Here is a 21,424-nt window from a genome sequence, read left to right on the forward strand (position 1 = left end):
CGAGGATGCGCGACCGAGAGAGCCGAGCAAGAGGTTGAAGACAAAAATGCCTAACCTATGATAAGTCCACTAGGTTTTATGTCGTCGTGGCAGAAGCTTTAGGCATTATTTATCACCTCGAATAACAATGTTGAAAATCTCGGGACGTAGGGGTGCAGAGGCAGTCCCGACCTCGGAGTGATCTGCGGGATACAGCAAGCCGTCCATGCGTCTCGACATCCCGACCCTCCTGTTGGTGACGTTCGTCCTCACGTTCCTCGTGGGCGTGCTGTTCCTGCTGTCCTGGGTGCAGGCGCGCGGGACGCGCGCGCTTGCGATCTGGGGCGTCGCGCACCTCGGCGGCGCCGTCGCGTCCGGCGGGCTGGCGTTGCGCGGCATGATCCCCGATTGGGTCTCGATCGGCGTCGCCAACGCCGTCATGATCGCGGTGTACGGGCTGATCTGGAGCGGCGTGCGGGCTTTCGAGGGGCGGACGCTGCGCCTCGCCCTCCCGGTACTTGGCGGCGGTGTCTTCGCGGTGGCCTGCCTCGTGCCGGGCTTCTACGAGTCGATCGCGGCGCGGGTCGTCCTGGCCTCGTCCATCGCCGCCGGCTTCTGCGGGGCGAGCGCCTACGAAATCTGGCGCGGGCGCGCGGAACGGCTGGTGTCGCGCTATCCGGCGATGGTCCTGCTCTGCGCCTACGGGCTCTGCTACGCCATCCGGATTCCCGCGGCGCTGATCGCTCCGCTTCCGACGGGACCTGACGCCCTGCAATCGCCCTGGGTGGCGATCCTGTGCTTTGCCGCGATGCTGTTCACGATCGCCATCGCCTTCACGTTCATGGCGCTGACGAAGGAGCGGGCCGAGCGGTCGCAACGGCTCGCCGCGTCGATCGATCCGCTCACCGGCATCGCCAACCGCCGCGCCTTCGTGCAGGAGGCCGAGGCGCTGCTGGCGCGGCCATCGCCGGCTGCGCTGCTGCTGTTCGACCTCGACCACTTCAAGCGCGTGAACGACACCTACGGCCATGCGGTCGGCGACGGGGTGCTGGTGGCGTTCTGCGCCCTGGGACGGGCCCTGCTGCCAACGGAGCGGGTGTTCGGGCGCCTCGGCGGCGAGGAGTTCGCCTGCCTGATCCCGGTGGACGGTCCGGAGGAGGCGCGCCGGGTCGCGGTGCGGTTCGGCCGCGCCTTCGCCGCCCTGCGCCTGCCGACGCTGCCGAACCTTCGGGTCGGCGTCAGCATCGGCCTCGCGGTGAGCCGGCCCGGAGACGCGGATTTCGACGCCCTGATGCGCCGGGCCGACCTCGCGCTCTACCGCGCCAAGCACAACGGCCGCAGCCGCACGGAACTTGCCGACGTGGCGCTGCCGGACGCGTGCCCCGACCGGTCCAAGGCCTGGGCTCAGGCGGCCGAGTAGGCCGCGGCGCCGAGGCGCGTTCGTGCGGCGGCGTATTCGCGTTTGAGCCGTTCGACCAGTTCGGCCACGGGCGGCGCGTCTTCGATGGTCCCGACGCCCTGGCCGGCGCCCCAAACGTCGCGCCACGCCTTCACCCGGCTGCTGCCGAAGTTCATCGCGCTCTTGTCGACCTGCGGAAGGCTGTCGGGATCGAGCCCGGCGGCGCGGATGCTCGGGCTGAGGTAGTTGCCGGGCACGCCCGTGAAGAACGGCGTGTAGAGGATGTCGGCCGCCGCGCTCCCGGCGATCATCGTCTTGTAGGTGTCGGCGGCGTTGGCCTCCGCCGTCGCGATGAAGCGGGTGCCCATGTAGGCGAGGTCGGCGCCCATCGCTTGCGCCGCGAGGATCGCGCCGCCCGTGGTGATCGCACCCGACAGGATGATCGGCCCGTCGTAGAACCGCCGCACCTCGCCGAGGAGGGCGAACGGGCTCAGGGTGCCGGCATGGCCGCCTGCGCCGGCGCAGACCAGGATCAATCCGTCCACCCCCGCCTCCAGCGCCTTCTCGGCGTGGCGGACGGTGGTCACGTCGTGGAACACGACGCCGCCATAGCCATGGATCGGCCGCACGACGTCGTCTGGCGCCCTGAGCGAGGTGATCACGATCGGAACCTGATGGTTGACGCAGGCGGCGACGTCCCGGGCGAGGCGGTCGTTCGAGGCGTGCACGATCTGGTTGACCGCGAACGGCGCGATCGTCCGGGTCGGCTCCGCCGCCCGCGCCACGGCGAGCGTCGTGGTGATGCGCGTCAGCCAGGTATCGAGCAGTTCGGCCGGGCGGGCGTTCAGCGCCGGGAACGACCCGACGATGCCGGACAGGCATTGGGCGATCACGAGGTCGGGGCCGGACACGATGAACAGCGGCGCGGCGATCACCGGCAGCGCGAGCGTGCCGCGCAAAGCCGCCGGCAGGCGGTCGTTCGGTGCGAGAGCCGTCATGCGCCTGGTGCCTGTCGATGTCCGATGCCGGATCAAGCGCCGAGGAGACGGCCCGTCAAGACCTCCGATTTCGCCGGTGTGACGGCGCGTACCGCGGGAGCCCGGAACCGGGGCGCGATCATGCTATCCGCGATCACGCAGGGCATGGTCCGATTCCTGCTGACCGGACCGCAACCAGCCGAACCAGAGGATGCCGACGTGAGCGGGACGACCGACGACACGATCCTCGACGGGCCCGAGGCCTTGCGCGCGCATGTGGGCGCGATCCGGCCGATGGCCGAGCACAAGGTTCTGCCCAGGCTCGATCACTTCGCCCGCGACTTCATCGCGCTTTCGCCCTTCCTCGTCCTCGCCTCGATGGACGTGGAGGGACGGGCCGACGCGAGCCCACGGGGCGACGCGCCGGGCTTCGTCCAGGTTCTGGACGACGCGACGCTGCTGATCCCGGACCGCCGCGGCAACAATCGCGTCGACAGCTTCGGCAACGTGCTCGGCAATCCGGGCGTGGGACTGATCTTCTTCGTGCCGGGCATCGACGAGACCCTGCGGGTCAACGGCCGCGCGACGCTGGTCACCGCGCCGGATCTGCTCGCGCCGATGGTCGCCCAGGGCAAGGTCCCGACGACGGGTCTGCGCGTGACGGTGGAGGAGATGTTCTTCCACTGCGGCAAGGCGCTGATGCGCGCCAAGCTGTGGTCGCCGGCGGTGCAGGTCGAGCGCGCGAGCTTCCCGAGCCTCGGCCGCATCCTCGCCGAGCAGGGCGGCACCGTCAGCGTCGCCGACGCCGAGCGCGCCACCGAGGAGGCGTACCGCACGCGGCTCTATTGAGAGGCGGGACCACCGGGGAAAGCCGGCGATCCCGCGACGGTCTCATTCGGCTTCGGGGGCGATCGGCTCCAGGCCGCCGATGTGGCGCTGGGCGTAGAGCGGCAGGCCGATCTGGCGGATCAGCTCCTGCTGGGTCTCGAGGAAGTCGATATGGCCTTCCTCATCCTCGGCCAAATCCTCGAACAGGCGCTTCGACACCCGGTCGTTGATCGAGTCGCAGTACTTGGCGGCCTCGAGGTAGAGCGCCCGCGCCTCGCACTCGGCGGCGAGATCGCAGGCGATGATCTCTTCGACGTTCTGGCCGATCCGCAGGGGATCGAGCTCCTGAAGGTTGGGGAAGCCGTCGAGGAACAGGATCCGGTCGACGAACCGGTCCGCGTGGTTCATCTCCTCGATCGATTCCTTGCGCCAGAACTTGGCGAGGTCGATGTAGCCCCAGTCGTTGAGCATCCGGAAGTGGAGCCAGTACTGGCTCACCGCCGTCAACTCGCTGCGCAAGCCGCGGTTGAGATACTCGATGACCTTGATGTCGCCCTTCATGAAACCCGTTCTCCCCTTGACGCGTGCGAGGGAAAAGCCGGGCCACGCCTCAGGCGGCGATCCCCTCCTCTGCAGGCTGGACCTTTCCCAAACTGCAGCCGGTTGCGCAACCCGTCGCGCAGGCATGGGCCTCGTGTCCCGCTTCGATCGCGGCGCCGGCCAGCGCGTTCTGCATGATCGCGCGGATGGTGCGGGCGCATCGGCCGCATTTCGGGCTGCAGCCGAGGCAGGCGTAGACCTGGGCCGGCGTGCGCGGACAGCCGGGCCCGTCGCCGAGGCACCCGCGCACGGCGCCGTCCGAGAGGACGTTGCAGGAACAGACGATCATACGATCCAAAACCCGATGGTTGGAGGCTCGTTACCTTCGTCGACCTCGACGCCTGCGAGGCCGGTCACCGTACGCCGTCCCGGCCCTGTCGGACCGCCTTCCAGTTTAGAATTCTTGAAAACTATGCGTTTTCAAGACCTTAGCTTGCGGGCCACATGCCATCCGGCGCCGCGCCGGTCAAGGCTCCGGCGATCACGAGCGCACGATCCCATCGCGCGCCAGCGTCTACGCGGCCCGTCGGCCTACTGCGCCAACTCCTTCAACCCGAGGCGGATGAGCACCTTGGTCTCGGCGCCTTCGCCGGCCGAGCGCAGGGCGGCGGCGATCGCGGCCGAGGCCTGGAGCTGGGCGTAGCCGAGGTTGACCAGCGCCGAGATCGCGTCCGCGACGGGCTGGGGCGCGGAGCGGTTTTCCACCGCGCCGGCCAGCGCGACCAAAGCCGGGTCGAGGGGCGCGAAGGACGGCGCCTTGTCCTTCAGCTCCGCGACGAGGCGGGCGGCGAGCCGCGGGCCGACGCCGGGCGCGCGGGCGATCGCGGTCTTGTCGCCGAGCGCGATCGCCGAGGCGAGCTGCGGCGGCTCCAGCACCGAGAGCAGCCCGAGCGCCACCTTCGAGCCGACGCCCTGCACCGTCTGGAGCAGGCGGAACCACTCGCGCTCGGCGTCCGAGCGGAAGCCGTAGAGCCGGATCATGTCCTCGCGCACATGCGTCTCGATCGAGAGGTCGGCCGGCTCGCCGGCCTTGGGCATGCGCTGCAGCGTGCGCGCCGAGCAATGCACCACGTAGCCGACGCCCTGCACGTCGAGGATGACGAAGTCCTCGCCGAAGGAGTCGACCACGCCCTTGAGCTTCCCGATCATGAGATTCCGATCATCCGCGCCGCGCGTCCCGCCCGATCTGCGCTGCCTACAGAATGCCGCCCCGCGCCGCCATCCACGGCGTCGGCCGCGGCGCGAGCCTTGAGGGCGGCCAAGCTTCGTGAGATCACGGCCCGGAAACCTTCGGTCACAGACACAGGCGATCCCGATGCGCGGACCTCTGCTCCTCCTGGCGTTCGCGCTCGCCCTCGCGCCGGCGCGGGCCGCCGAGACCGCGGCCTCGAGCGCCGACCCGACGCAGGTGCGGCCCGGCGCCTACCGCCTCGATCCCGACCACGCCAAGATCACGTGGTCGCTGAGCCATCTCGGCTTCTCGACCTATTACGGACAGATCACCGACGTGACCGGCGACGCGGTGCTCGACCCGAAGGACCCGGCCAAGATCCGACTCAAGGTCACGATCGGCACCGACAGCGTCACCGGCGTGAACCCGAAGCTCGACGCGCACCTCAAGGCGCCGGACTTCTTCGACACCGCGAAGTTCCCAAGCGCGACCTTCGTCGCCACCGCGGTCGAGGCGACGAGCCCGACCACGGCGCGGGTCACCGGCGACCTGACGCTGCGCGGCGTCACCAAGCCGGTCGCCTTCGACGCGACCTTCAACCAAGCCGGCATCCACCCGGTGGACAAGGCCTACACCGTGGGCTTCGACGGCCGCGCCGTGCTCAAGCGCTCGGATTTCGGCATCGACGCCTACCTGCCGGTGCTCGGCGACGAGGTGGTCCTGCGGCTCGAAGGCGAGTTCAAGGCGGTGAACTGACGGGCTCAGCCGAGCTTGGCCAGGGCCGCCGCGATCCGCGCGGAGCCGGGGCCCGCCGCGCCGGGGGGCGGGTTGGCGCGCTTCAGCGCATGCGCGCCGCGATGGTTGACGTGGGTGATGGCGATGGCCAGCGCGTCGGCCGCATCCGCGACCTTGAACTCGGCCTTCGGCAGCAGGAACCGCACCATCGCCTGGATCTGCACCTTCTCGGCGTGCCCCGACCCGCAGACCGACTTCTTGATCAGGTTCGCCGCGTATTCGAACACCGGCACGCCGGCGAGCGCCGGAACCAGCAGGGCGATGGCGCGGGCGTGGCCGAGCTTCAGCGTCGCCTGCGCGTCCTTGTTGACGAAGGTCTCCTCCACCGAGACCTCGTCGGGCGAAAAATCCCGTACGATCCGGGTGATGCCCTCGTGCAGCTCGCGCAGGCGCAGCGCCAGCGGCAGGTCGCCGTCCGAGGTGACGACGCCGCAATCGACGTAGGCGAGCTTGGCGCCGGTCAACGTCACCATGCCCCAGCCGGTGCGGCGCAGGCCCGGGTCGATGCCGAGGATGCGGATGGGCGTCATGGGCGAGACCTCGGGCGCGGGGCCGGACCGCCACGCCTGCCCTTTGTGAGCACATAGCGTGAACGATCGGTTTCGCCAAACGGTCGCGGGCCGGCACCTTTCGCATTCGGCGCGGCCGAACTACCGTCCGTCCCGTGGCGCGTGACCGGAACCGCACCGGAGCGATCGAGGGGGCAGGCGGATGAACACCTTCGACTGGCTGGTGCCGACCCTGGCCTTCCTCGCCCCGATGGCGCCGATGCGGCCGGAGCCGCCCAAGCCCTTGCGCGGCAGCGCCTGGGCGGCGGGCATGGTCATCGGCAGCGTCTGCCTGATGATGGTGCTGCCGATGTTCACGATCTGGAGCTTCTGGGGGCCGCACGACTCGTTCCAGACCCGCTGCGAGGCCTCCGGCGGACGCGTGCTGCAGGACCCGGCGGTGGGCGTCGCGCCCTATCGCTGCGACCGCAGCGGGACGGTCTCGCTCCGCTGAGGCCTGAGCCTTACGCCTCGAGCTTGGCCACCAGCGCGTCGGACAGGGCGAAGTTGACGTAGACGTTCTGCACGTCGTCCTGGTCCTCGATCACCTCGACGAGGCGGATCAGCTTCTCGCCGGTCTCGTCGTCGACGTCGATCGTGTTCTGGGCCTTCCAGACGAGGCCCGTGCGGGTCGGCTCGCCGAAGCGGGCTTCGAGCGCCTTCGAGACCTCGCCGAAGGAGTCCTGCGCGCAGGTGATCTCGTGGCCGGCCTCGTCCGAGCGCACGTCGTCGGCGCCGGCCTCGATCGCGGCCTCGATCATCGTGTCGGCGTCGGCCACCGAGGCCGGGAACGCGATGACGCCGACGCGGTCGAACATGAAGGCGACGGCGCCGGTCTCGGCGAGGCTCCCGCCCGATTTGGTGAAGGCCGAGCGCACGTCGGAAGCCGTGCGGTTGCGGTTGTCGGTCTGCGCCTCGACGATCAGCGCGGCGCCGCCCGGGCCGTAGCCCTCGTAGCGGATCTCCTCGTAGGTCTCGCCGTCGGCGCCGGACGCCTTCTTGATCGCGCGCTCGATGTTGTCCTTGGGCACGTTTTCGGCGCGCGCCGCGATGATCGCCGCGCGCAGGCGTGCGTTCATCGCCGGATCGGGCAGGCCGAGCTTGGCCGCCACGGTGATCTCGCGGGCGAGCTTGCCGAAGAGCTTCGAGCGGACGGCGTCCACCCGGCCCTTGCGGTGCATGATGTTCTTGAACTGGGAATGGCCGGCCATGGCGTCGCGCGTTTCTTGGGTGTCGTGGGGATGCTGCGGTTTATACGCGGGCGGAACGCGACGAGGCAACGCGGGCCGCAGGTGGGCTGGACGATCCGGAAAGAACCATCGCCTCGCACGTTGGCCCCCCACGATCGCCGTGCATCGCGACGGCCATGGCGAAGGAACGACACGGACGTGACGACCCACCCGACCACCGAACGAAGGCACCGCGCCGAAATGGCCGACGCCTGGGCGAAACGCGAGGATCGCCGCGGCGACGGCACGCGCGATCTCCGGCGTACTGAGAGCCGCCGGTGGCCGAAGCTCGGCTTGGCCGCGGTTCTCGGGCTGGTGGCCGGCGCGACGCTGTTCGCCACGGAAGCGAAAGGTCGAGGCGCCCCGCGCTCCCGGCCCACGCGTCGCGACTGACGGCTCAGGCGCTCGCGTGCCAGGCCCGCAGGCCCGCGAGCGTCACCACCCCGTCGGCCCAGGCGACCCCGAACACGTGCCGGTGCGGATGCCCCGGCTCGCCGAGGTCGGACACCGCCGAGAAGGCGCCGTCGAGGCGGTGGCTCTCGGTGTAGCGGCTACGCGTCGCCAGCACCGGCAGGCCGGCGTCGAGCGCCGAGCGGATGCCGGCGGCGGAATCCTCGAACGCGATCGCCTCCGACGGCGCGATGCCGAGGCGATGGACCGCGAGGTCGAAGATGTCGGAGGCCGGCTTCTTGCGGGCCGCCTCGTCGCCGGAGGCGATCACGTCGAAGGGCCGGTCGCCGGCGGGGAAGTTGACCGCGAGCAGCGTGTCGACGTTGGCGCGGGTCGTCGTGGTGGCGATCGCGAGGCGGACGTCGCCCGCCCGCGCCTCGGCGATGAGCCTGGCCACGCCGGGGCGCAGCGCCAGCGCGCCCTCCGAGACGAGGCCGCCGTAGATCGCGGTCTTGCGGGTGTGGATCTCCGGCATGCGGGCGCGGAGGTCCGCGGCGTCCCCGTGCCGGGTCGCGACGTAGTGGGCGAGCCGTTCCTTTCCGCCCATCACGGTCAGCAGGTCGGCGTAGCAGGCGGGGTCCCAATGCCAGGACAGGCCGAGTTCGGAAAAGGCGTGGTTGAAGGCCTGGCGATGCAGGTCCTCGGTCTCGGCCAACGTTCCGTCGACGTCGAAGATCAGCGCCTTCAGCATGACGACGGCATCAGCATGCGATCGATCCGCCGCCCGCGGCCTCGGCGCCGGCCCGGATCGCGGCGATGCGGTCGGCGTAGCGGTCCGGACCGTCCTTGAACACCGCGTTGCCGGCCACGAACACGTTGGCGCCGGCCGCCGCCGCGCGGCCGACCGTGTCGGCGTCCACCCCGCCGTCGACCTGGATGTCGATGGCGCGGCCAGCACACATCGCCTTCACGCGCGCCACCGTCTCGAGCGCGCTGCCGATGAAGCTCTGGCCGCCGAAGCCCGGGTTCACCGTCATCACCAGCACCATGTCGACGAGGTCGAGGAGCGGCTCGACCATCGCGGCGGGCGTGCCGGGGTTCAGCGCGATGCCGGCGCGCTTGCCCAAGCCCCGGATGGTCTGGAGCGAGCGGTGGCTGTGCGGCCCGGCCTCGACATGCACGGTGATGCCGTCGGCGCCGGCGTCGGCGAAGGCCGCGAGATAGGGGTCGGCCGGCGCGATCATCAGGTGGACGTCGAAGAACTTCTTGGAGTGCGGGCGCAGCGCCTTCACCACCGGCGGCCCGAAGGTGATGTTGGGCACGAAGTGCCCGTCCATCACGTCGAGGTGGATCCAGTCGCCGCCTGCCGCGTCCACGGCACGGGTCTCCTCGGCCAGCCGCGCGAAGTCGGCCGACAGGATCGAGGGGGCGATGATGGCCTTCGGCATGGCACGGGTTCCGAATCGCGACGGGGACGTGACCCCTCGCGCAGGCTGATGATGGGTCGGGAAGGCCGGCCTGACCAGCCGGACTTCCGTCTGCGACGATCCGTTCGTTCAGGCGAGTCGCCGCTTGCGCTCGACGAGTTGCATGATGATCGGCGTGAGGATGAGCTGCATCGCCAGGTCGAGCTTCCCGCCCGGGATGACGATCGAGTTCGCCCGGCTCATGAAGCTGCCCTCCAGCATCGAGCGCAGGTACGAGAAGTCGATGCCCTTCGGGTCCTTGAAGCGGATCACCACCATCGATTCGTCGGCCGTCGGAATCCAGCGGGCGATGAACGGGTTCGAGGTGTCGACGGTGGGCACCCGCTGGAAGTTGATGTCGGTCCACGAGAATTGCGGGCAGATCGTCTGCACGTAATCCGGCATCCGCCGCAGGATCACGTCGGTCACCGCATCGGTCGAGTAGCCGCGGAACGAGCGGTCCCGGTGCAGCTTCTGGATCCATTCGAGGTTGATCACCGGCACGACGCCGATCTTCAGGTCGGGGTACCTGGCCAGGTCCAGGCTCTGGTCGACGACGCAGCCGTGCAGGCCCTCGTAGAACAGCAGATCTGAGCCGGGCTCGAAATCCTCCCACTCCGTGAAGCTGCCCTGCGGCCGCCCGTAGCGCGCGGCGTCCTCGACGTCGTGCACGTAGTGCCGGGTCCGGCCGCGCCCGGATTCGCCGTAGGTGCGGAACACGTCCTCCAACTCGGGCAGGAGGTTGGCGCGCGGCGCGAAGTGCGAGAGCGTCGGCTCCGCCGCCATCATCGCGTGCATGGTCTCGCGGTCGAACGCGTGGAAGCCGTCGCCCTCGATGTAGACCGCGGAGACGTCCTCGCGCCGGAAGATCTGCTCGAAGGTGTTGCGCACGGAGGTCGTGCCGGCGCCCGAGGAGCCGGTGACCGAGATGATGGGATGCCGCGCCGACATGGAGGCTACCGCGCGATCCGGTCGATCACGAGCGCATCAGCCCGCGCTGGCCGAACAGTGGGGAGCGCCCGGCGGCGTGGTTGCGCCCGTCGTAGTACTTGGCGACGCTGGCGACCTCCTCGACCGAGCCGAAGACCAGCGGCACGCGCTCGTGGATGCCGGTGGCGGCGATGTCGAGGATGCGGCGCTCGCCGTCGGTGGCGCCGGCGCCGGCCTGCTCCATCAGCATGGCGATCGGGGCGGCCTCGTAGAGCAGGCGCAGACGCCCCTGCGCGTAGCCCTTGCGGCCGTCGCCCGGGTACAGGAACACGCCGCCGCGCATCAGCACGCGCTGCGCGTCGGCCACCAGCGAGCCGAGCCAGCGCATGTTGTAGTCCTTGTCGTGCGGCCCTTCGGCGCCGCGCAGGCAATCCTCGACGAAGGCCTTGATCGGGCCGTCCCAGTGCCGGGCGTTCGAGGCGTTGATCGCGTATTCCTTGGCGGCCGCCGGCACTTCCAGCGCGGCATGCGTCAGCCGGAAGGCCCGCTGGTCACGGTCGAGCACGTAGACCTGGGTGCCGTGGCCGAGCGTCAGGATCAGCGCCGTCGCCGGGCCGTAGGTGACGAAGCCCGCCGCTGTCTGCGCCGTACCGGGCGTGGTGAAGGAGGCGATCGGGTCGCCCTCGGCCGTCACCGCCGGGCGGATGCCGAAGATGGTGCCGACCGCCATGTTCACGCCGATGTTCGACGAGCCGTCGAGCGGGTCGATCGCGACCGCGAGCGGCGCCCCGGCGTTGAGGTGCATCACGCCCTCGGCCTCCTCGGAGGCGACCTCGGCGACCGGCGCGGCCTGCAGCGCCTCGGTGACGCGCTGGTGGGCGATCACGTCGAGCGCCTTCTGCACGTCGCCGTCGCTGTTGTGCTCGCCCGCCGCCGCAAGGTCGCCGCCGAGCGCCCCGCGCCCGATGACCTCGCTGATGTCGATCGACGCGGCCGCGATCGCGGCGATCACGGCGGCGGTGTCGGCCAAGTGCGGCTCCGCCGCGACGGCGGCGGCGAGGCATGCGTCGAGCCGCGATCCGAGTGCCGGTGAACCTGTCGACATCCGCTTGCCCTTCCGCCCAGAATCTCGTTGCGCCCGCCATCCGGAGCCGGCGCCCGCCGCACGCTTTACCCGCCGGTCGGTCGGCAGGATACCGCACGGACCCGGCCGTTCACCAGGGAGCGGTGCAGGGCGGGGCCAAGAAATCTAAAACTTCTTGCGGCCGATTACAAAAAAACTAAAAACAGCGCATGCGCAACCTGTCTCTCAAGCAACTTCAGGCGGTCGCCGCGGTGGCCAGGCTCGGCACCATGACGCGGGCCGCCCAAGAGCTGAACGTGACCTCGGCGGCTCTGTACGCCCGCATCCGACAATTGGAGGAGGAGGCGGGCCTGCTGCTGTTCGACCGGACGCCGACCGGCCTGAAGCCGACCGATGCGGGGCGCGAGATGCTCTGGGCGATCGACAGCATCAACACCGTGCTCGAGACCTGCGCCGACAAGCTCCGCATCCTCAAGGGCGGCGCCGGCGGCCGGGTGACGCTGGGCGTGGTCTCCACCGCCAAGTACTTCGCGCCGCAGGTGATCGCCGGATTCGTCAAGAGCCACACCGGCGTCGAGATCAACCTCTCGGTGCGCAACCGCGGCAACACGGTCGAGGCCCTGCGCAACTACGAGATCGACTTCGCGATCATGGGCCGGCCGCCGCGCGACTTCGCGATCGAGGCCGAGATCTTCGGGCCGCACCCGCTGGTGCTGATCGCCGACCCGAACCACCCGCTCGCCGGCCGCCGCGGGCTGACCAAGGCCGACATCGCCGAGGAGGCCTACCTCGTGCGCGAGGACGGCTCGGGCACCCGCACGGTGTTCGAGGAGTTCATGAACGGCATCATCATCAAGCGGGCGAAGCTCGGGATCGATTCCGGTTCGAACGAGACGATCAAGCAGGCGGTGATGGCCGGCCTCGGGATCGCGCTGCTCTCCGCCCACACGGTCGCCGCCGAAGTCGAGGCCGGCCGCCTCGTGCTCCTCGACGTGCAGGGCCTGCCGATCCGGCGCGACTGGTACGCGGTTCGCCGGGCCGACAAGGTCCTGGGGCCGGCCGCCGCCGCGTTCTGGGAGTACCTGATGCAGGACGGCGCCCGCTGGCTCCCGGGCGTCGACCTGCTCGGCGCGGGCGCGCTCGCCTCGGTCGGCGCCGGAGCTCGGGCGTGAGCGCCGGCCTCGTCGTCGTCGGGGGCGGGCAGGCGGGCTTCCAGGTCGCCGCGTCCCTGCGGGAGGCCGGGTTCGCCGACCCCGTCACGATCGTCGGCGACGAGCCGGGCCTGCCGTATCAGCGGCCGCCGCTGTCGAAGGCCTACCTCGCCGGCAAGGCCGACGCCGAGGGTCTGAGATTGCGGCCCGACGCCTACTTCGCCGAGCACCGCATCGCGGTCCGTTCGGGGACCCGCGCCGTCGCGATCGACCGGGAGGCGCGGACGCTGCGGCTCGGCGACGGAAGCGACCTCGCCTACGGCCACCTCGTCCTCGCCACCGGCGCGCGCAACCGCCCGCTGCCGGTGCCGGGCGCCGACCTGCCGGGCGTGCGCCAGCTGCGCGACCTCGCCGACGCGGACGCCCTGCGCGCCGCCCTCGAGACCGCGCGACGCGTCGTCGTGGTCGGCGCCGGCTTCATCGGCCTCGAATTCGCGGCCGTCGCCGCGACCCGCGGCCTCGACGTGACCGTGATCGAAGCCGCAGACCGGCCGATGGCGCGTGCAGTTTCAGTGGAAACCGGGGCGTTCTTTCGCGCTGCGCACGAAAACCTCGGCGTCCGCTTCGCCTTCGGCGCCGGCGTCGTCGCGATCACGGGGGAGGGGGGCCGCGCCGGCGCCATCCGCCTCTCGGACGGGCGGGAAATGCCGGCCGACCTCGTCGTGGTCGGCATCGGCGTGCTGCCGAACCAGGAGCTCGCCGCGGAGGCCGGCCTTCCTGTGGCCGACGGCATCCGCGTCGACGCCTTCCTCGGCACGGACGACCCCGCCATCTCGGCCGTCGGCGATTGCACCCGCCACCCGAGCGTCTTCGCCGCCGGTCTGTCCGCCGACGGCACCGTGCGGATCGAATCGGTGCAGAACGCGATCGACCAGGGCCGGTGCCTCGCCGCCCGCCTCACGGGGCGGCCCGCGGCCTACGCGGCGCTGCCGTGGTTCTGGAGCGACCAGGGCCGCTTCAAGCTCCAGATCGCCGGCTTGTCCGGCCCGTCGGACCAGTCCGTCCGGCGCGGGGAGGGCGAGGCGTTCTCGGTCTTCCGCTACCGCGGCGAGCGCTTGGTCGCAGTCGAGTCGATCAACCGCGCCGGCGACCACATGATCGCCCGCCGCATCCTCGGCGCCGGCCGCACGCCGACACCGGCTCAGGCCGCCGACCCGACGTTCGACCTCAAGCTTTTCGCGATGGCTTGAAACGCGTCGACCCCGCGCGGCCGGGCCGGGCGAGGTCGAACGTTTTTGGCTGAGGCGGCGTGAGCCGCCAGGGACAGGTCTACCGTCGCAGGCGCGGCGTCTTCAGGAAATCAGGTCGAGCCGGGCCGCTTCGAGCCCGTTGCTGCGCACCGATTCCGGCAGCGCGAGGAAGTCGCGATAGCCGGCCTCGCGCGCCATCGCGTCGAGGGCGGTGGCCTCGTTCTCGGCCGAACCGGTCCACAGGACGACGCCGTTCTTGATCTGACGAATCTGGAAGATGCTCATGGCAGCCCCGCGGGTGTGGTTATGAAAGCTTAACGTGCTGAATGCGACCCGGTTGCCGGTATTCCGCGCTCTATTTTCAAGCCTCCACTTCGCGGGTGGGCCGACCGGTCCGTGCCATCAAAACGCCGGGCTGCGCTGCGACACGACCGGCTCGGGCGTGCCCGCGCCTGCCAGCTGGACCACCTCCGTGATGCCATCCTTCGTTGCCGCCCTGCGTGTCGCTGGCCTCGCGGCGGTCCTGTGCGCGGGCGCCGCGCCCGCCGACGCGGTCGAGACCGCCGCCGTGCCCGAGGCGCAGGCCATCGCGCCGGCGATCAGCGTCGTGCCGGCCGAGACCCGCGAGATCGTCGAGCGCGCGGTGATCACCGGCACGCTAGTGCCCCGCGACGAGATTTTGGTGTCGCCCGAGATCGAGGGCTTCCGCATCATCCAGCTTCTGGTGGAGGAGGGCGACCGCGTCGCCGCCGGCCAGGTGCTCGCGCGGCTCTCGACCGAGATGATCGCGACGCAGGAGGCCTCGAACGTCGCGGCCATAGCCCGCGCCGAGGCCGCGATCGTCCAGGCGAAGAGCCAGATCGTCCAGGCGGAAGCCGCGCAGACCGAGGCGCGGCTGTCGCTCGAACGCGCCCAGACCCTGATCAAGACCGGGAACGGCACCGCCGCGATCCTTGAGCAGCGCGTCTCCGCCGCCCAGGGCGCCGACGGCCGGCTCGCCTCCGCCCGCGGTGGCTTGCAAGCCTCCGAGGCCGACCTTGCCACCGCGAAGGCCGCCGGGACCGAGATCGCGCTGAGGCGTGCGCGCACGGCGATCCGTGCACCCGAGGCCGGCATCGTCAACCGCCGCACCGCCCGCGTCGGCGGCGCCGCGACCGCCGTCGGCGAGCCGCTGTTCCGCCTGATCGCCCGGGGTGAGATCGAGCTCGAAGGCGAGGTGCCGGAGACCTGGCTGCCGCGGATCAAGGTCGGCGACCCCGCCCGCCTCGATCTGGAGGACGGACGCCAGATCGTCGGCAAGGTCCGCCGGGTCTACCCGGAGGTCGACCGGACGACGCGCCTCGGCAAGGTCCGCATCGCGCTCGGCGACGACCCGGCCCTGCGCATCGGCGCCTTCGGCCGCGGCACCGTCGAGGTCGCCCGCCGCACCGGCGTCGCGGTGCCGGTCTCAAGCCTGCTGTTTTCGGCCGACGGCAGCGCCGGCGTCCTCGTGGCGAAGGACGGGCGGGTCGAGGCCCGCAAGGTGATGCCCGGCCTGTCCGCCGCGGGCTTCTCGGAAATCCGCAGCGGCCTGTCCGCCGGGGAGGCCGTCGTCGCCCGCGCCGGAAGCTTCCTGCGCGACGGCGACCGGGTGCGGGCCGTGCCGCCCGAGGCCGTGACGCCGCTCGCCGACGCGACGGCGCGGTAGGGCCGCCCCATGCGCCTCAACATCTCCGCCTGGTCGATCCGCAGGCCGCTGCCGTCGATCGTGCTGTTCCTCGTGCTGATGCTGCTCGGCTTCGTCAGCTTCCGCTCGCTGCCGATCACGCGCTTCCCGAACATCGACATCCCGATCGTCTCGGTGACGATCACCCAGTCGGGCGCCGCCCCGTCCGAGCTTCAGACCCAGGTCACGAAGTGGGTCGAGGATTCGGTGGCCGGCGTGAAGGGCGTCAAGCACATCCTCTCGACCATCACCGAGGGCTCGTCGGTCACCACCATCGAGTTCCGGCTCGAGGTGAACACCGACCGCGCGGTCAACGACGTCAAGGATGCGGTCTCGAAGGTCCGCCTCAACCTGCCGCGGACCATCGATGAGCCGATCATCAACCGCGTCGAGATCGCCGGTTTGCCGATCATGGTCTACGGCGCCTCGGCGCCGGCGATGACGCCCGAGGACCTGTCGTGGTTCGTGGACGACGTGGTCGCCCGGTCGATCCAGGGCGTCCGCGGCGTCGGCGGCGTCGAACGCCTCGGCGGCGTCGCCCGCGAGGTCCGCGTGACGCTGAAGCCCGACCGGCTGCTGGCGCTCGGCATCACCGCGGCCGACGTGAACCGGCAATTGCGCCTGACCTCGGCCGACATGGCGGGCGGGCGCGGCGAGGTCGGCGGGCAGGAGCAGTCGATCCGCACGCTGGCGGCGTCGGCCACCCTCGACACCCTCGGCGCCACGTCGATCGTCGTCACCGGCAACCGCAAGGTGCGGCTCGACGAGCTCGCGACGCTGACCGACACCGCCGAGGAGCCGCGCACCTTCGCCCGCTTCAACGGCGAGCCGGTGGTCGCCTTCGCGATCTCGCGCTCGGCGGGCGCGAGCGACGCCGACGTCTCGGTCGGCGTCGCCGACCGGATCGCGGCCCTGCATGCCGCCAACCCGGGCGTGCGCTTCGACCTGATCGACACCTCCGTCACCAACACCGTCGGCAACTACCATTCGGCGATGCTGGGGCTGCTCGAAGGCTCGGCGCTCGCGGTCATCGTCGTGCTGCTGTTCCTGAAGGATTGGCGCGCGACGCTGATCGCTGCGGTGGCGCTGCCGCTCTCCGTGCTGCCGACGTTCTGGGTGATGAGCACGCTGGGCTTCTCGCTCAACGCCGTGAGCCTTCTGGCGATCACGCTGGTCACCGGCATCCTGGTCGACGACGCCATCGTCGAGATCGAGAACATCGTCCGCCACATGCGGATGGGGAAGTCGCCCTACCGCGCGGCCCTGGAGGCGGCCGACGAGATCGGGCTTGCCGTCATCGCCATCACCGCGACGATCATCGCGATCTTCGCTCCCGTCTCGTTCATGGGCGGCATCGCCGGGCAGTACTTCAAGCAGTTCGGCCTGACGATCGCGGCGGCCGTGTTCATGTCGCTGCTGGTCGCGCGCCTGATCACCCCGCTGCTCGCCGCCTACTTCCTGCGCGACCACGGGCCGGAGGACACGCGCGAAGGCGTGATCATGCGCGGCTACACCCGCCTGGTTGCGTGGTCGGTCCGGCACAAGTTCGTCACCCTCGTGGCGGGGCTGGCGTGCTTTGCCGCCTCGATCATGTCGACCGGCCTGCTGCCCTCCGGCTTCCTGCCGGCCGAGGACGCCGCCCGCACCCTGTTCGTGGTCGAGCTGCCGCCCGGCGCCCGGCTCGCCGAGACGACGCGGGTGACCGACGCCCTCGTGGACAAGATCCGCACGCTGCCCGAGGTGCGCAGCGTGTTCGTGGATGGCGGCCGGCAGCTGCCGGGCAAGAAGGAGGTCCGGCTCGCCTCGCTGACCATCAACCTGACGCCGAAGAACACCCGCCACCGCACGCAGAAGGAGGTCGACGTCGCCGTCGGCGCGATCCTGCGGCAGCAGCCCGACATCCGGTTCTGGGCGTTGCGCGAGGGCGGCCAGCGCGACCTCGCGCTGATCATCGCCGGGCCGGACAAGGCGGTGGTCGCCGACGTGTCCCAGCGTCTCCAGCGCGAGGCGGCCGGTGTGCCCCACCTCGTCAACGTGATCTCGACCGCACCGCTCGACCGCACCGAGATCCGCATCCGCCCCAAGGCCGGGGTCGCCGCCGACCTCGGCGTCTCGACCGACCTCATCGCCGAGACGGTGCGCGTCGGCACCATCGGCGACATCGGCGCCAACCTCGCCAAGTTCAACGCCCGGGACCGGCAGGTGCCGATCCGGGTGCAGCTGCCCGACCGCCTGCGCGGCGACCTCGCCCAGCTCGAGACCCTCAAGGTCCCGGTCAAGGGCGGCGCCGCGGTGCCGCTCTCGACGGTGGCCGACCTCTCCCTCGGCCAGGGTCCGACGGCGATCGACCGCTACGACCGGGCGATCCGCGTGGCGTTGGAGGGCGACATGCAGGGCTCCGACGCGCTGGGCTCCCTGATCGACCAGGTCATGCAGCTGCCCACCGCCAAGAGCCTGCCGCCCGGCGTGACCATCAGCCAGACCGGCGATGCCGAGGTGATGGGCGAGGTGTTCTCCGGCTTCGCCCTGGCCATGGGCGCCGGGTTGATGATGGTGTTCGGCGTGCTGATCCTGCTGTTCGGCTCGTTCCTGCAGCCGATGACGATCCTGTTCTCGTTGCCGCTCTCGATCGGCGGCGCGATCCTCGGGCTGCTGGTGTTCCACAAGCCGATCTCGATGCCCGTCGTCATCGGCATCCTGATGCTGATGGGCGTGGTGACGAAGAACGCGATCATGCTCGTCGACTTCGCCGTCGAGGAGATGAGCCGCGGCGTCGACCGCGCCACCGCGATCATCGATGCGGGCCGCAAGCGCGCCCGGCCGATCGTGATGACCACCATCGCCATGGCCGCCGGCATGGTGCCCTCGGCGATGGCTTTGGGCATCGGCGGCGAGTTCCGCGCGCCGATGGCGATCGCGGTGATCGGCGGCCTCATCGTCTCCACCGGCCTCTCGCTGGTCTTTGTGCCGGCGATCTTCGTGCTGATGGACGACCTTTCCCGCCTGATCGTGCGCCTGTTCGTGCGCTTCGTCGGCGAGCGCGACGACCCGGAAGACGCAGGGCTCACATCCCCGGCGAGACCCGCCAACGACGGGCGGACCTACCCGTCGCCGCCGCGGGTGGCGGCGGAGTAGGCGCGGGGCCGCAGGCGCGCCTCCCCGGCCGAGACCCTGATGCTCACTCGGCCGGCGCCACCGTCGCCGCCTGGCCGTTGGCGTCCAACGCTTTCGCCACGAAGCCGTCGGCCTTCATCGCCTCGACGAACCGGCGCAGGTAGGCCGCGCCCGCGTCCCGGCCCTTCGGCACGCCCATCGCCTGGGCGATTTCCATGAAGCGGCCGGGCAGCATGCGCACTTGGGGATGCGCGGCGGCGTAGGCCTCCAGCGGCTGGCGGACGTTGGCCGCCACCTCGAGCCCGGATTCGGCGAAGAGGGCGATCGCCGCCGGCGAGGTGGGCGCGCGCACCAGGGTGGCGTGGCGGATGGTGCGGCTCAGGTACAGGTCGTAGGCGCTGCCCCGGCCGACCGCGATGCGCACGCCGTCCCGGTCGACCGCATCCAGCGCGCGGATCGGCGAGGCGGCGGGCACGAGGTAGCCGCCCTCGATCACGAGGTAGGGCGCGGTGAAGACGATACCCTCGGCGCGCGTCGGGTCGCGTGCGAGGAAGCAGACGTCCCAGGCGCCGCTCGCCGCCGCCTCCGAGACCGCGCCGGCGCTGTCGTAGGGCACGAGGACCAGCGGCACGCCGATCCGCTCCGACAGAGCGCGCGCGAGGTCGACCGCGACGCCGGACAGCGCGCCGTCCGCCCCCTTGCGCGCCAGCACCGCGTTGCCGAGGTTGATCGCCGCCCGGAGCGTGCCGGTCGGCGCGAGATCCCGGGCGAGATCCCGGGCGAGATCCCGGGCGAGATCCCGGGCGATCGCGGCATCCTCGGCCTGCGCCGCCGGCGCGAGGAAGGCGGCGAGGAGGAACATGGCCCAGACGATCCGCATGTAACCCCCCGATCCCGGCGTATCTGAAGGATACCGCGTCTCGCCCGTCCCCGTCATATCCGTCGTTCCCGGGCCGTCATGCGGCAAGCGCGCACAAAGGCACTGCCCTCGTCCGCCCGCATCCCTACATAGGACGGGAAGCAGGATCGGGTGCCAGCGCATCGATCGCCCTTACGCGGCGCGCGTCCCATCGGGCGTCGCGCCCACGACAAGCCAGGAGCAGGCCGCATGACCGAGACAGCAGGCTCGCCGAAGAAGGGCCGCAAGCCGGCCCAGCTGAGCGCTCACTCCGAGGCGCCGACGCTGCCCCCGCGCGAGGCGGCGGTGGAGGCTTTGATGCGGCTCGCGGCCGAGCAGCCCTGGAACGACATCGAGGTCGGCGACATCGCCCGAGAGGCCGGTCTGAGCCTCGCGGAGCTGCGCGACCTGTTCTCCTCGAAGGGCGCCGTCCTCGGCGGGCTCGCCCGGATCATCGACCGCAAGGTTCTGGAGGACGACGGTTCGGACCTCGCCGAGGAGCCGACGCGCGAGCGCCTGTTCGACGTGCTGATGCGCCGCCTCGACGCGATGACGCCGTACAAGCCGGCGCTGCGGCGCATCGCCTACGCCCTCCGCGGCGATCCGCTGTCGATGCTGGCGCTGAACGGCGTGGCGCTGAACTCGCACCGCTACATGCTGGCGGCGGCCGGGATCGACACGGAAGGCCCCCTCGGCCGGCTCAAGCTCCAGGGCGTGGTGATCGCCTTCGCCCGCGTCACCGAGATCTGGCTCGACGACGACGACCCGGCGCTGGCCCGGACGATGGCCCGCCTCGACAAGGAGATCCGCAGCGGCGAACGCTTCATGGAGCGCGCCGAGGACGCCCGCCGCCTCGCCGCCCCGTTCCGTGCCCTCGGACGCTCCCTGCTCGACCGCCGATCGAACCGAGCCCGGGTGCCGGACGCGGAGGACGCCGAGCCGGCCGCACAAATCTGAGATGCCGGCACCCGGCGCAGCGGACCACGACCCGACCGGCGCCTCGCCGGAACGGGCCGTGGTGGTATCGGACCGACGAGTGCCCGCGATGCGGAATCCCGATTGACGCCACCGACGCCACCCCCTAAACGAGCCTTCGTCGGCGCCGAGCGCCCGACGAGCCCAGGTGGCGGAATTGGTAGACGCGCTGGTTTCAGGTACCAGTCTTGCAAGAGGTGAAGGTTCGAGTCCTTTCCTGGGCACCATCAGTCGGCTAAGCCGCTGAACCGCAAAGAAGTTCAGTGAGATCATGTAGTTAGACGAGCCCGCGTGCTACACAGCGGTGCTACACATGGTTCTCTCGATGTCCCGGCCTCAGCTTCACCCCCGCTCCGGTGTCTACTGGCTGCGCAAGCGCGTGCCGGCCGAGCTCGTCAGCATGGTAGGGCGGCGTGAGGAGTACTTTAGCCTCCAGACCCGCGACCCGGCCGAGGCGAAGCGTCGCCATGCTAAAGAACTTCTGAAGCTTGAGCAGCGCTGGGCTGGGCTGCGCGCCGGACCTCGCACATTAACCGAACGCGAGGCGCATGAACTTGCCGCCGACGTTCACGATCGCTGGTTCGCACAGCACCAAGATGAGCCGAGCGCTCAGACCTTCTGGCCTATCGCCCTCGGCCCCAAGGTGTTCGCCCCTGCTACGCCCCTCGACCCGGCCACCATCGGAACGCCGGCGTTCTGGCAGCTCGACCCGGACCACTTCCTCGTGCAAGCGCTGGAGGATTGGTGCCGGGGCTATGCTGACCATGAGTGCGCCGCGCGTGGTCTCGTCGTCGACGCCGAAGGCCAACTAGAGCGGCATCCGATCAGGTTGGATCATAAGCGTCGTATCCCGCGGCGGCGAGGTAGTTCCGGCATTCGTCTGGTTTGAAGGCGGCGAAGGCGTTTCGGATGGCATCCCAGAGGTCGGCAACGGT

Annotated in this window: 22 protein-coding genes, 1 tRNA gene and 2 pseudogenes; 12 read left to right on the forward strand and 13 right to left on the reverse strand. The window is 70.6% G+C overall.

Going from position 1 to position 21,424, the window contains the following annotated elements:
• The first annotated feature begins 205 nt into the window (after nt 1-205).
• Nucleotides 206-1,399, forward strand: a complete 1,194-nt coding sequence (locus tag FV226_RS04380) for a GGDEF domain-containing protein (protein ID WP_147761957.1) — start codon at nt 206-208, stop codon at nt 1,397-1,399.
• Here FV226_RS04380 and FV226_RS04385 read toward each other — a convergent pair.
• Entirely contained in the window at nt 1,384-2,376 is a 993-nt protein-coding gene (locus FV226_RS04385; RefSeq protein ID WP_147761958.1) for a nitronate monooxygenase family protein, read from the reverse strand. The genes FV226_RS04380 and FV226_RS04385 overlap by 16 nt on opposite strands.
• A gap of 198 nt (nt 2,377-2,574) precedes the next feature.
• Here FV226_RS04385 and FV226_RS04390 point away from each other — a divergent pair, with 198 nt between their 5' ends.
• Nucleotides 2,575-3,204, forward strand: a complete 630-nt coding sequence (locus FV226_RS04390; RefSeq protein WP_281406020.1) for a pyridoxamine 5'-phosphate oxidase family protein — start codon at nt 2,575-2,577, stop codon at nt 3,202-3,204.
• Between the two features lie 42 nt (nt 3,205-3,246).
• On the opposite strand, the gene bfr is transcribed toward FV226_RS04390, so the two are convergent.
• The 3 genes from bfr to ruvA form a co-directional block, all read right to left on the reverse strand.
• Entirely contained in the window at nt 3,247-3,744 is a 498-nt protein-coding gene (bfr, locus tag FV226_RS04395; protein WP_147761960.1) for a bacterioferritin, read from the reverse strand.
• A 49-nt stretch (nt 3,745-3,793) separates the two neighbouring features.
• The gene (locus tag FV226_RS04400; protein ID WP_147752343.1) at nt 3,794-4,072 is read right to left on the reverse strand and encodes a (2Fe-2S)-binding protein; all 279 of its coding nucleotides are present in this window, start codon (nt 4,070-4,072) and stop codon (nt 3,794-3,796) included.
• Nucleotides 4,073-4,314: 242 nt separating this feature from the next.
• Nucleotides 4,315-4,932 carry a Holliday junction branch migration protein RuvA gene (gene ruvA, locus FV226_RS04405; protein WP_147752344.1) on the reverse strand — a complete coding sequence of 206 codons (618 nt, stop codon included), beginning with the start codon at nt 4,930-4,932 and terminating at the stop codon, nt 4,315-4,317.
• A gap of 166 nt (nt 4,933-5,098) precedes the next feature.
• Between ruvA and FV226_RS04410 the strand changes: the two genes are divergently transcribed.
• Nucleotides 5,099-5,710: a YceI family protein gene (locus FV226_RS04410; RefSeq protein WP_147761961.1), complete on the forward strand. Its 612-nt coding sequence runs from the start codon at nt 5,099-5,101 to the stop codon at nt 5,708-5,710.
• A 5-nt stretch (nt 5,711-5,715) separates the two neighbouring features.
• Here the strand turns inward: FV226_RS04410 and ruvC are convergent, their stop codons facing one another.
• Nucleotides 5,716-6,279 carry a crossover junction endodeoxyribonuclease RuvC gene (ruvC, locus tag FV226_RS04415; RefSeq protein ID WP_147761962.1) on the reverse strand — a complete coding sequence of 188 codons (564 nt, stop codon included), beginning with the start codon at nt 6,277-6,279 and terminating at the stop codon, nt 5,716-5,718.
• A 181-nt stretch (nt 6,280-6,460) separates the two neighbouring features.
• Between ruvC and FV226_RS04420 the strand changes: the two genes are divergently transcribed.
• A complete protein-coding gene (locus FV226_RS04420; protein ID WP_147761963.1) occupies nt 6,461-6,751 on the forward strand; it encodes a hypothetical protein in 291 nt (96 codons plus the stop codon).
• A gap of 10 nt (nt 6,752-6,761) precedes the next feature.
• Here the strand turns inward: FV226_RS04420 and FV226_RS04425 are convergent, their stop codons facing one another.
• Nucleotides 6,762-7,508 (reverse strand): YebC/PmpR family DNA-binding transcriptional regulator, encoded by a 747-nt coding sequence (locus FV226_RS04425; protein WP_147752348.1) that lies wholly within the window; start codon nt 7,506-7,508, stop codon nt 6,762-6,764.
• Nucleotides 7,509-7,685: 177 nt separating this feature from the next.
• On the opposite strand from FV226_RS04425, the gene FV226_RS28465 reads away from it, so the two are divergent.
• A complete protein-coding gene (locus tag FV226_RS28465) occupies nt 7,686-7,919 on the forward strand; it encodes a hypothetical protein (protein ID WP_246691491.1) in 234 nt (77 codons plus the stop codon).
• Nucleotides 7,920-7,923: 4 nt separating this feature from the next.
• Here the strand turns inward: FV226_RS28465 and FV226_RS04435 are convergent, their stop codons facing one another.
• From FV226_RS04435 to FV226_RS04450, 4 genes are all read right to left on the reverse strand, one after another.
• A complete protein-coding gene (locus FV226_RS04435; RefSeq protein WP_147761964.1) occupies nt 7,924-8,667 on the reverse strand; it encodes an HAD-IA family hydrolase in 744 nt (247 codons plus the stop codon).
• A gap of 10 nt (nt 8,668-8,677) precedes the next feature.
• The gene (gene rpe / locus FV226_RS04440; protein ID WP_147761965.1) at nt 8,678-9,364 is read right to left on the reverse strand and encodes a ribulose-phosphate 3-epimerase; all 687 of its coding nucleotides are present in this window, start codon (nt 9,362-9,364) and stop codon (nt 8,678-8,680) included.
• Between the two features lie 108 nt (nt 9,365-9,472).
• Nucleotides 9,473-10,333 (reverse strand): phosphoribulokinase, encoded by an 861-nt coding sequence (locus tag FV226_RS04445; protein ID WP_147752351.1) that lies wholly within the window; start codon nt 10,331-10,333, stop codon nt 9,473-9,475.
• A gap of 25 nt (nt 10,334-10,358) precedes the next feature.
• The gene (locus tag FV226_RS04450; protein WP_147761966.1) at nt 10,359-11,417 is read right to left on the reverse strand and encodes a class 1 fructose-bisphosphatase; all 1,059 of its coding nucleotides are present in this window, start codon (nt 11,415-11,417) and stop codon (nt 10,359-10,361) included.
• A gap of 188 nt (nt 11,418-11,605) precedes the next feature.
• Between FV226_RS04450 and FV226_RS04455 the strand changes: the two genes are divergently transcribed.
• Nucleotides 11,606-12,568: a LysR family transcriptional regulator gene (locus tag FV226_RS04455; protein WP_147761967.1), complete on the forward strand. Its 963-nt coding sequence runs from the start codon at nt 11,606-11,608 to the stop codon at nt 12,566-12,568.
• On the forward strand, nt 12,565-13,797 hold the full coding sequence (locus tag FV226_RS04460; protein ID WP_147761968.1) for an FAD-dependent oxidoreductase: 1,233 nt from the start codon (nt 12,565-12,567) through the stop codon (nt 13,795-13,797). The genes FV226_RS04455 and FV226_RS04460 overlap by 4 nt, the downstream gene beginning before the upstream one ends.
• Nucleotides 13,798-13,899: 102 nt before the next feature.
• Here the strand turns inward: FV226_RS04460 and FV226_RS04465 are convergent, their stop codons facing one another.
• Nucleotides 13,900-14,082 carry a hypothetical protein gene (locus tag FV226_RS04465; protein WP_147761969.1) on the reverse strand — a complete coding sequence of 61 codons (183 nt, stop codon included), beginning with the start codon at nt 14,080-14,082 and terminating at the stop codon, nt 13,900-13,902.
• A gap of 190 nt (nt 14,083-14,272) precedes the next feature.
• Here FV226_RS04465 and FV226_RS04470 point away from each other — a divergent pair, with 190 nt between their 5' ends.
• Both FV226_RS04470 and FV226_RS04475 read left to right on the forward strand, forming a co-directional pair.
• Nucleotides 14,273-15,484: an efflux RND transporter periplasmic adaptor subunit gene (locus FV226_RS04470; RefSeq protein ID WP_147761970.1), complete on the forward strand. Its 1,212-nt coding sequence runs from the start codon at nt 14,273-14,275 to the stop codon at nt 15,482-15,484.
• Between the two features lie 9 nt (nt 15,485-15,493).
• A complete protein-coding gene (locus FV226_RS04475; RefSeq protein ID WP_147761971.1) occupies nt 15,494-18,637 on the forward strand; it encodes an efflux RND transporter permease subunit in 3,144 nt (1,047 codons plus the stop codon).
• Between the two features lie 43 nt (nt 18,638-18,680).
• Here FV226_RS04475 and FV226_RS04480 read toward each other — a convergent pair whose 3' ends face one another.
• A complete protein-coding gene (locus tag FV226_RS04480) occupies nt 18,681-19,496 on the reverse strand; it encodes an ABC transporter substrate-binding protein (RefSeq protein WP_147761972.1) in 816 nt (271 codons plus the stop codon).
• A 228-nt stretch (nt 19,497-19,724) separates the two neighbouring features.
• Here FV226_RS04480 and FV226_RS04485 point away from each other — a divergent pair, with 228 nt between their 5' ends.
• From FV226_RS04485 to FV226_RS29055, 3 genes and pseudogenes are all read left to right on the forward strand, one after another.
• The gene (locus tag FV226_RS04485; protein WP_246691492.1) at nt 19,725-20,471 is read left to right on the forward strand and encodes a TetR/AcrR family transcriptional regulator; all 747 of its coding nucleotides are present in this window, start codon (nt 19,725-19,727) and stop codon (nt 20,469-20,471) included.
• 160 nt (nt 20,472-20,631) lie between these two features.
• A tRNA-Leu gene (locus tag FV226_RS04490) sits at nt 20,632-20,716 on the forward strand.
• Between the two features lie 98 nt (nt 20,717-20,814).
• Nucleotides 20,815-20,991: pseudogene (locus FV226_RS29055) on the forward strand (DUF6538 domain-containing protein); the annotation flags it as partial.
• Nucleotides 20,992-21,313: 322 nt separating this feature from the next.
• Here FV226_RS29055 and FV226_RS04500 read toward each other — a convergent pair.
• Nucleotides 21,314-21,424: pseudogene (locus FV226_RS04500) on the reverse strand (IS630 family transposase); the annotation flags it as partial.

Origin of the sequence: Methylobacterium sp. WL12 (genome assembly GCF_008039475.1) — a bacterium.
Classification (GTDB): Bacteria; Pseudomonadota; Alphaproteobacteria; order Rhizobiales; family Beijerinckiaceae; genus Methylobacterium; species Methylobacterium cerastii.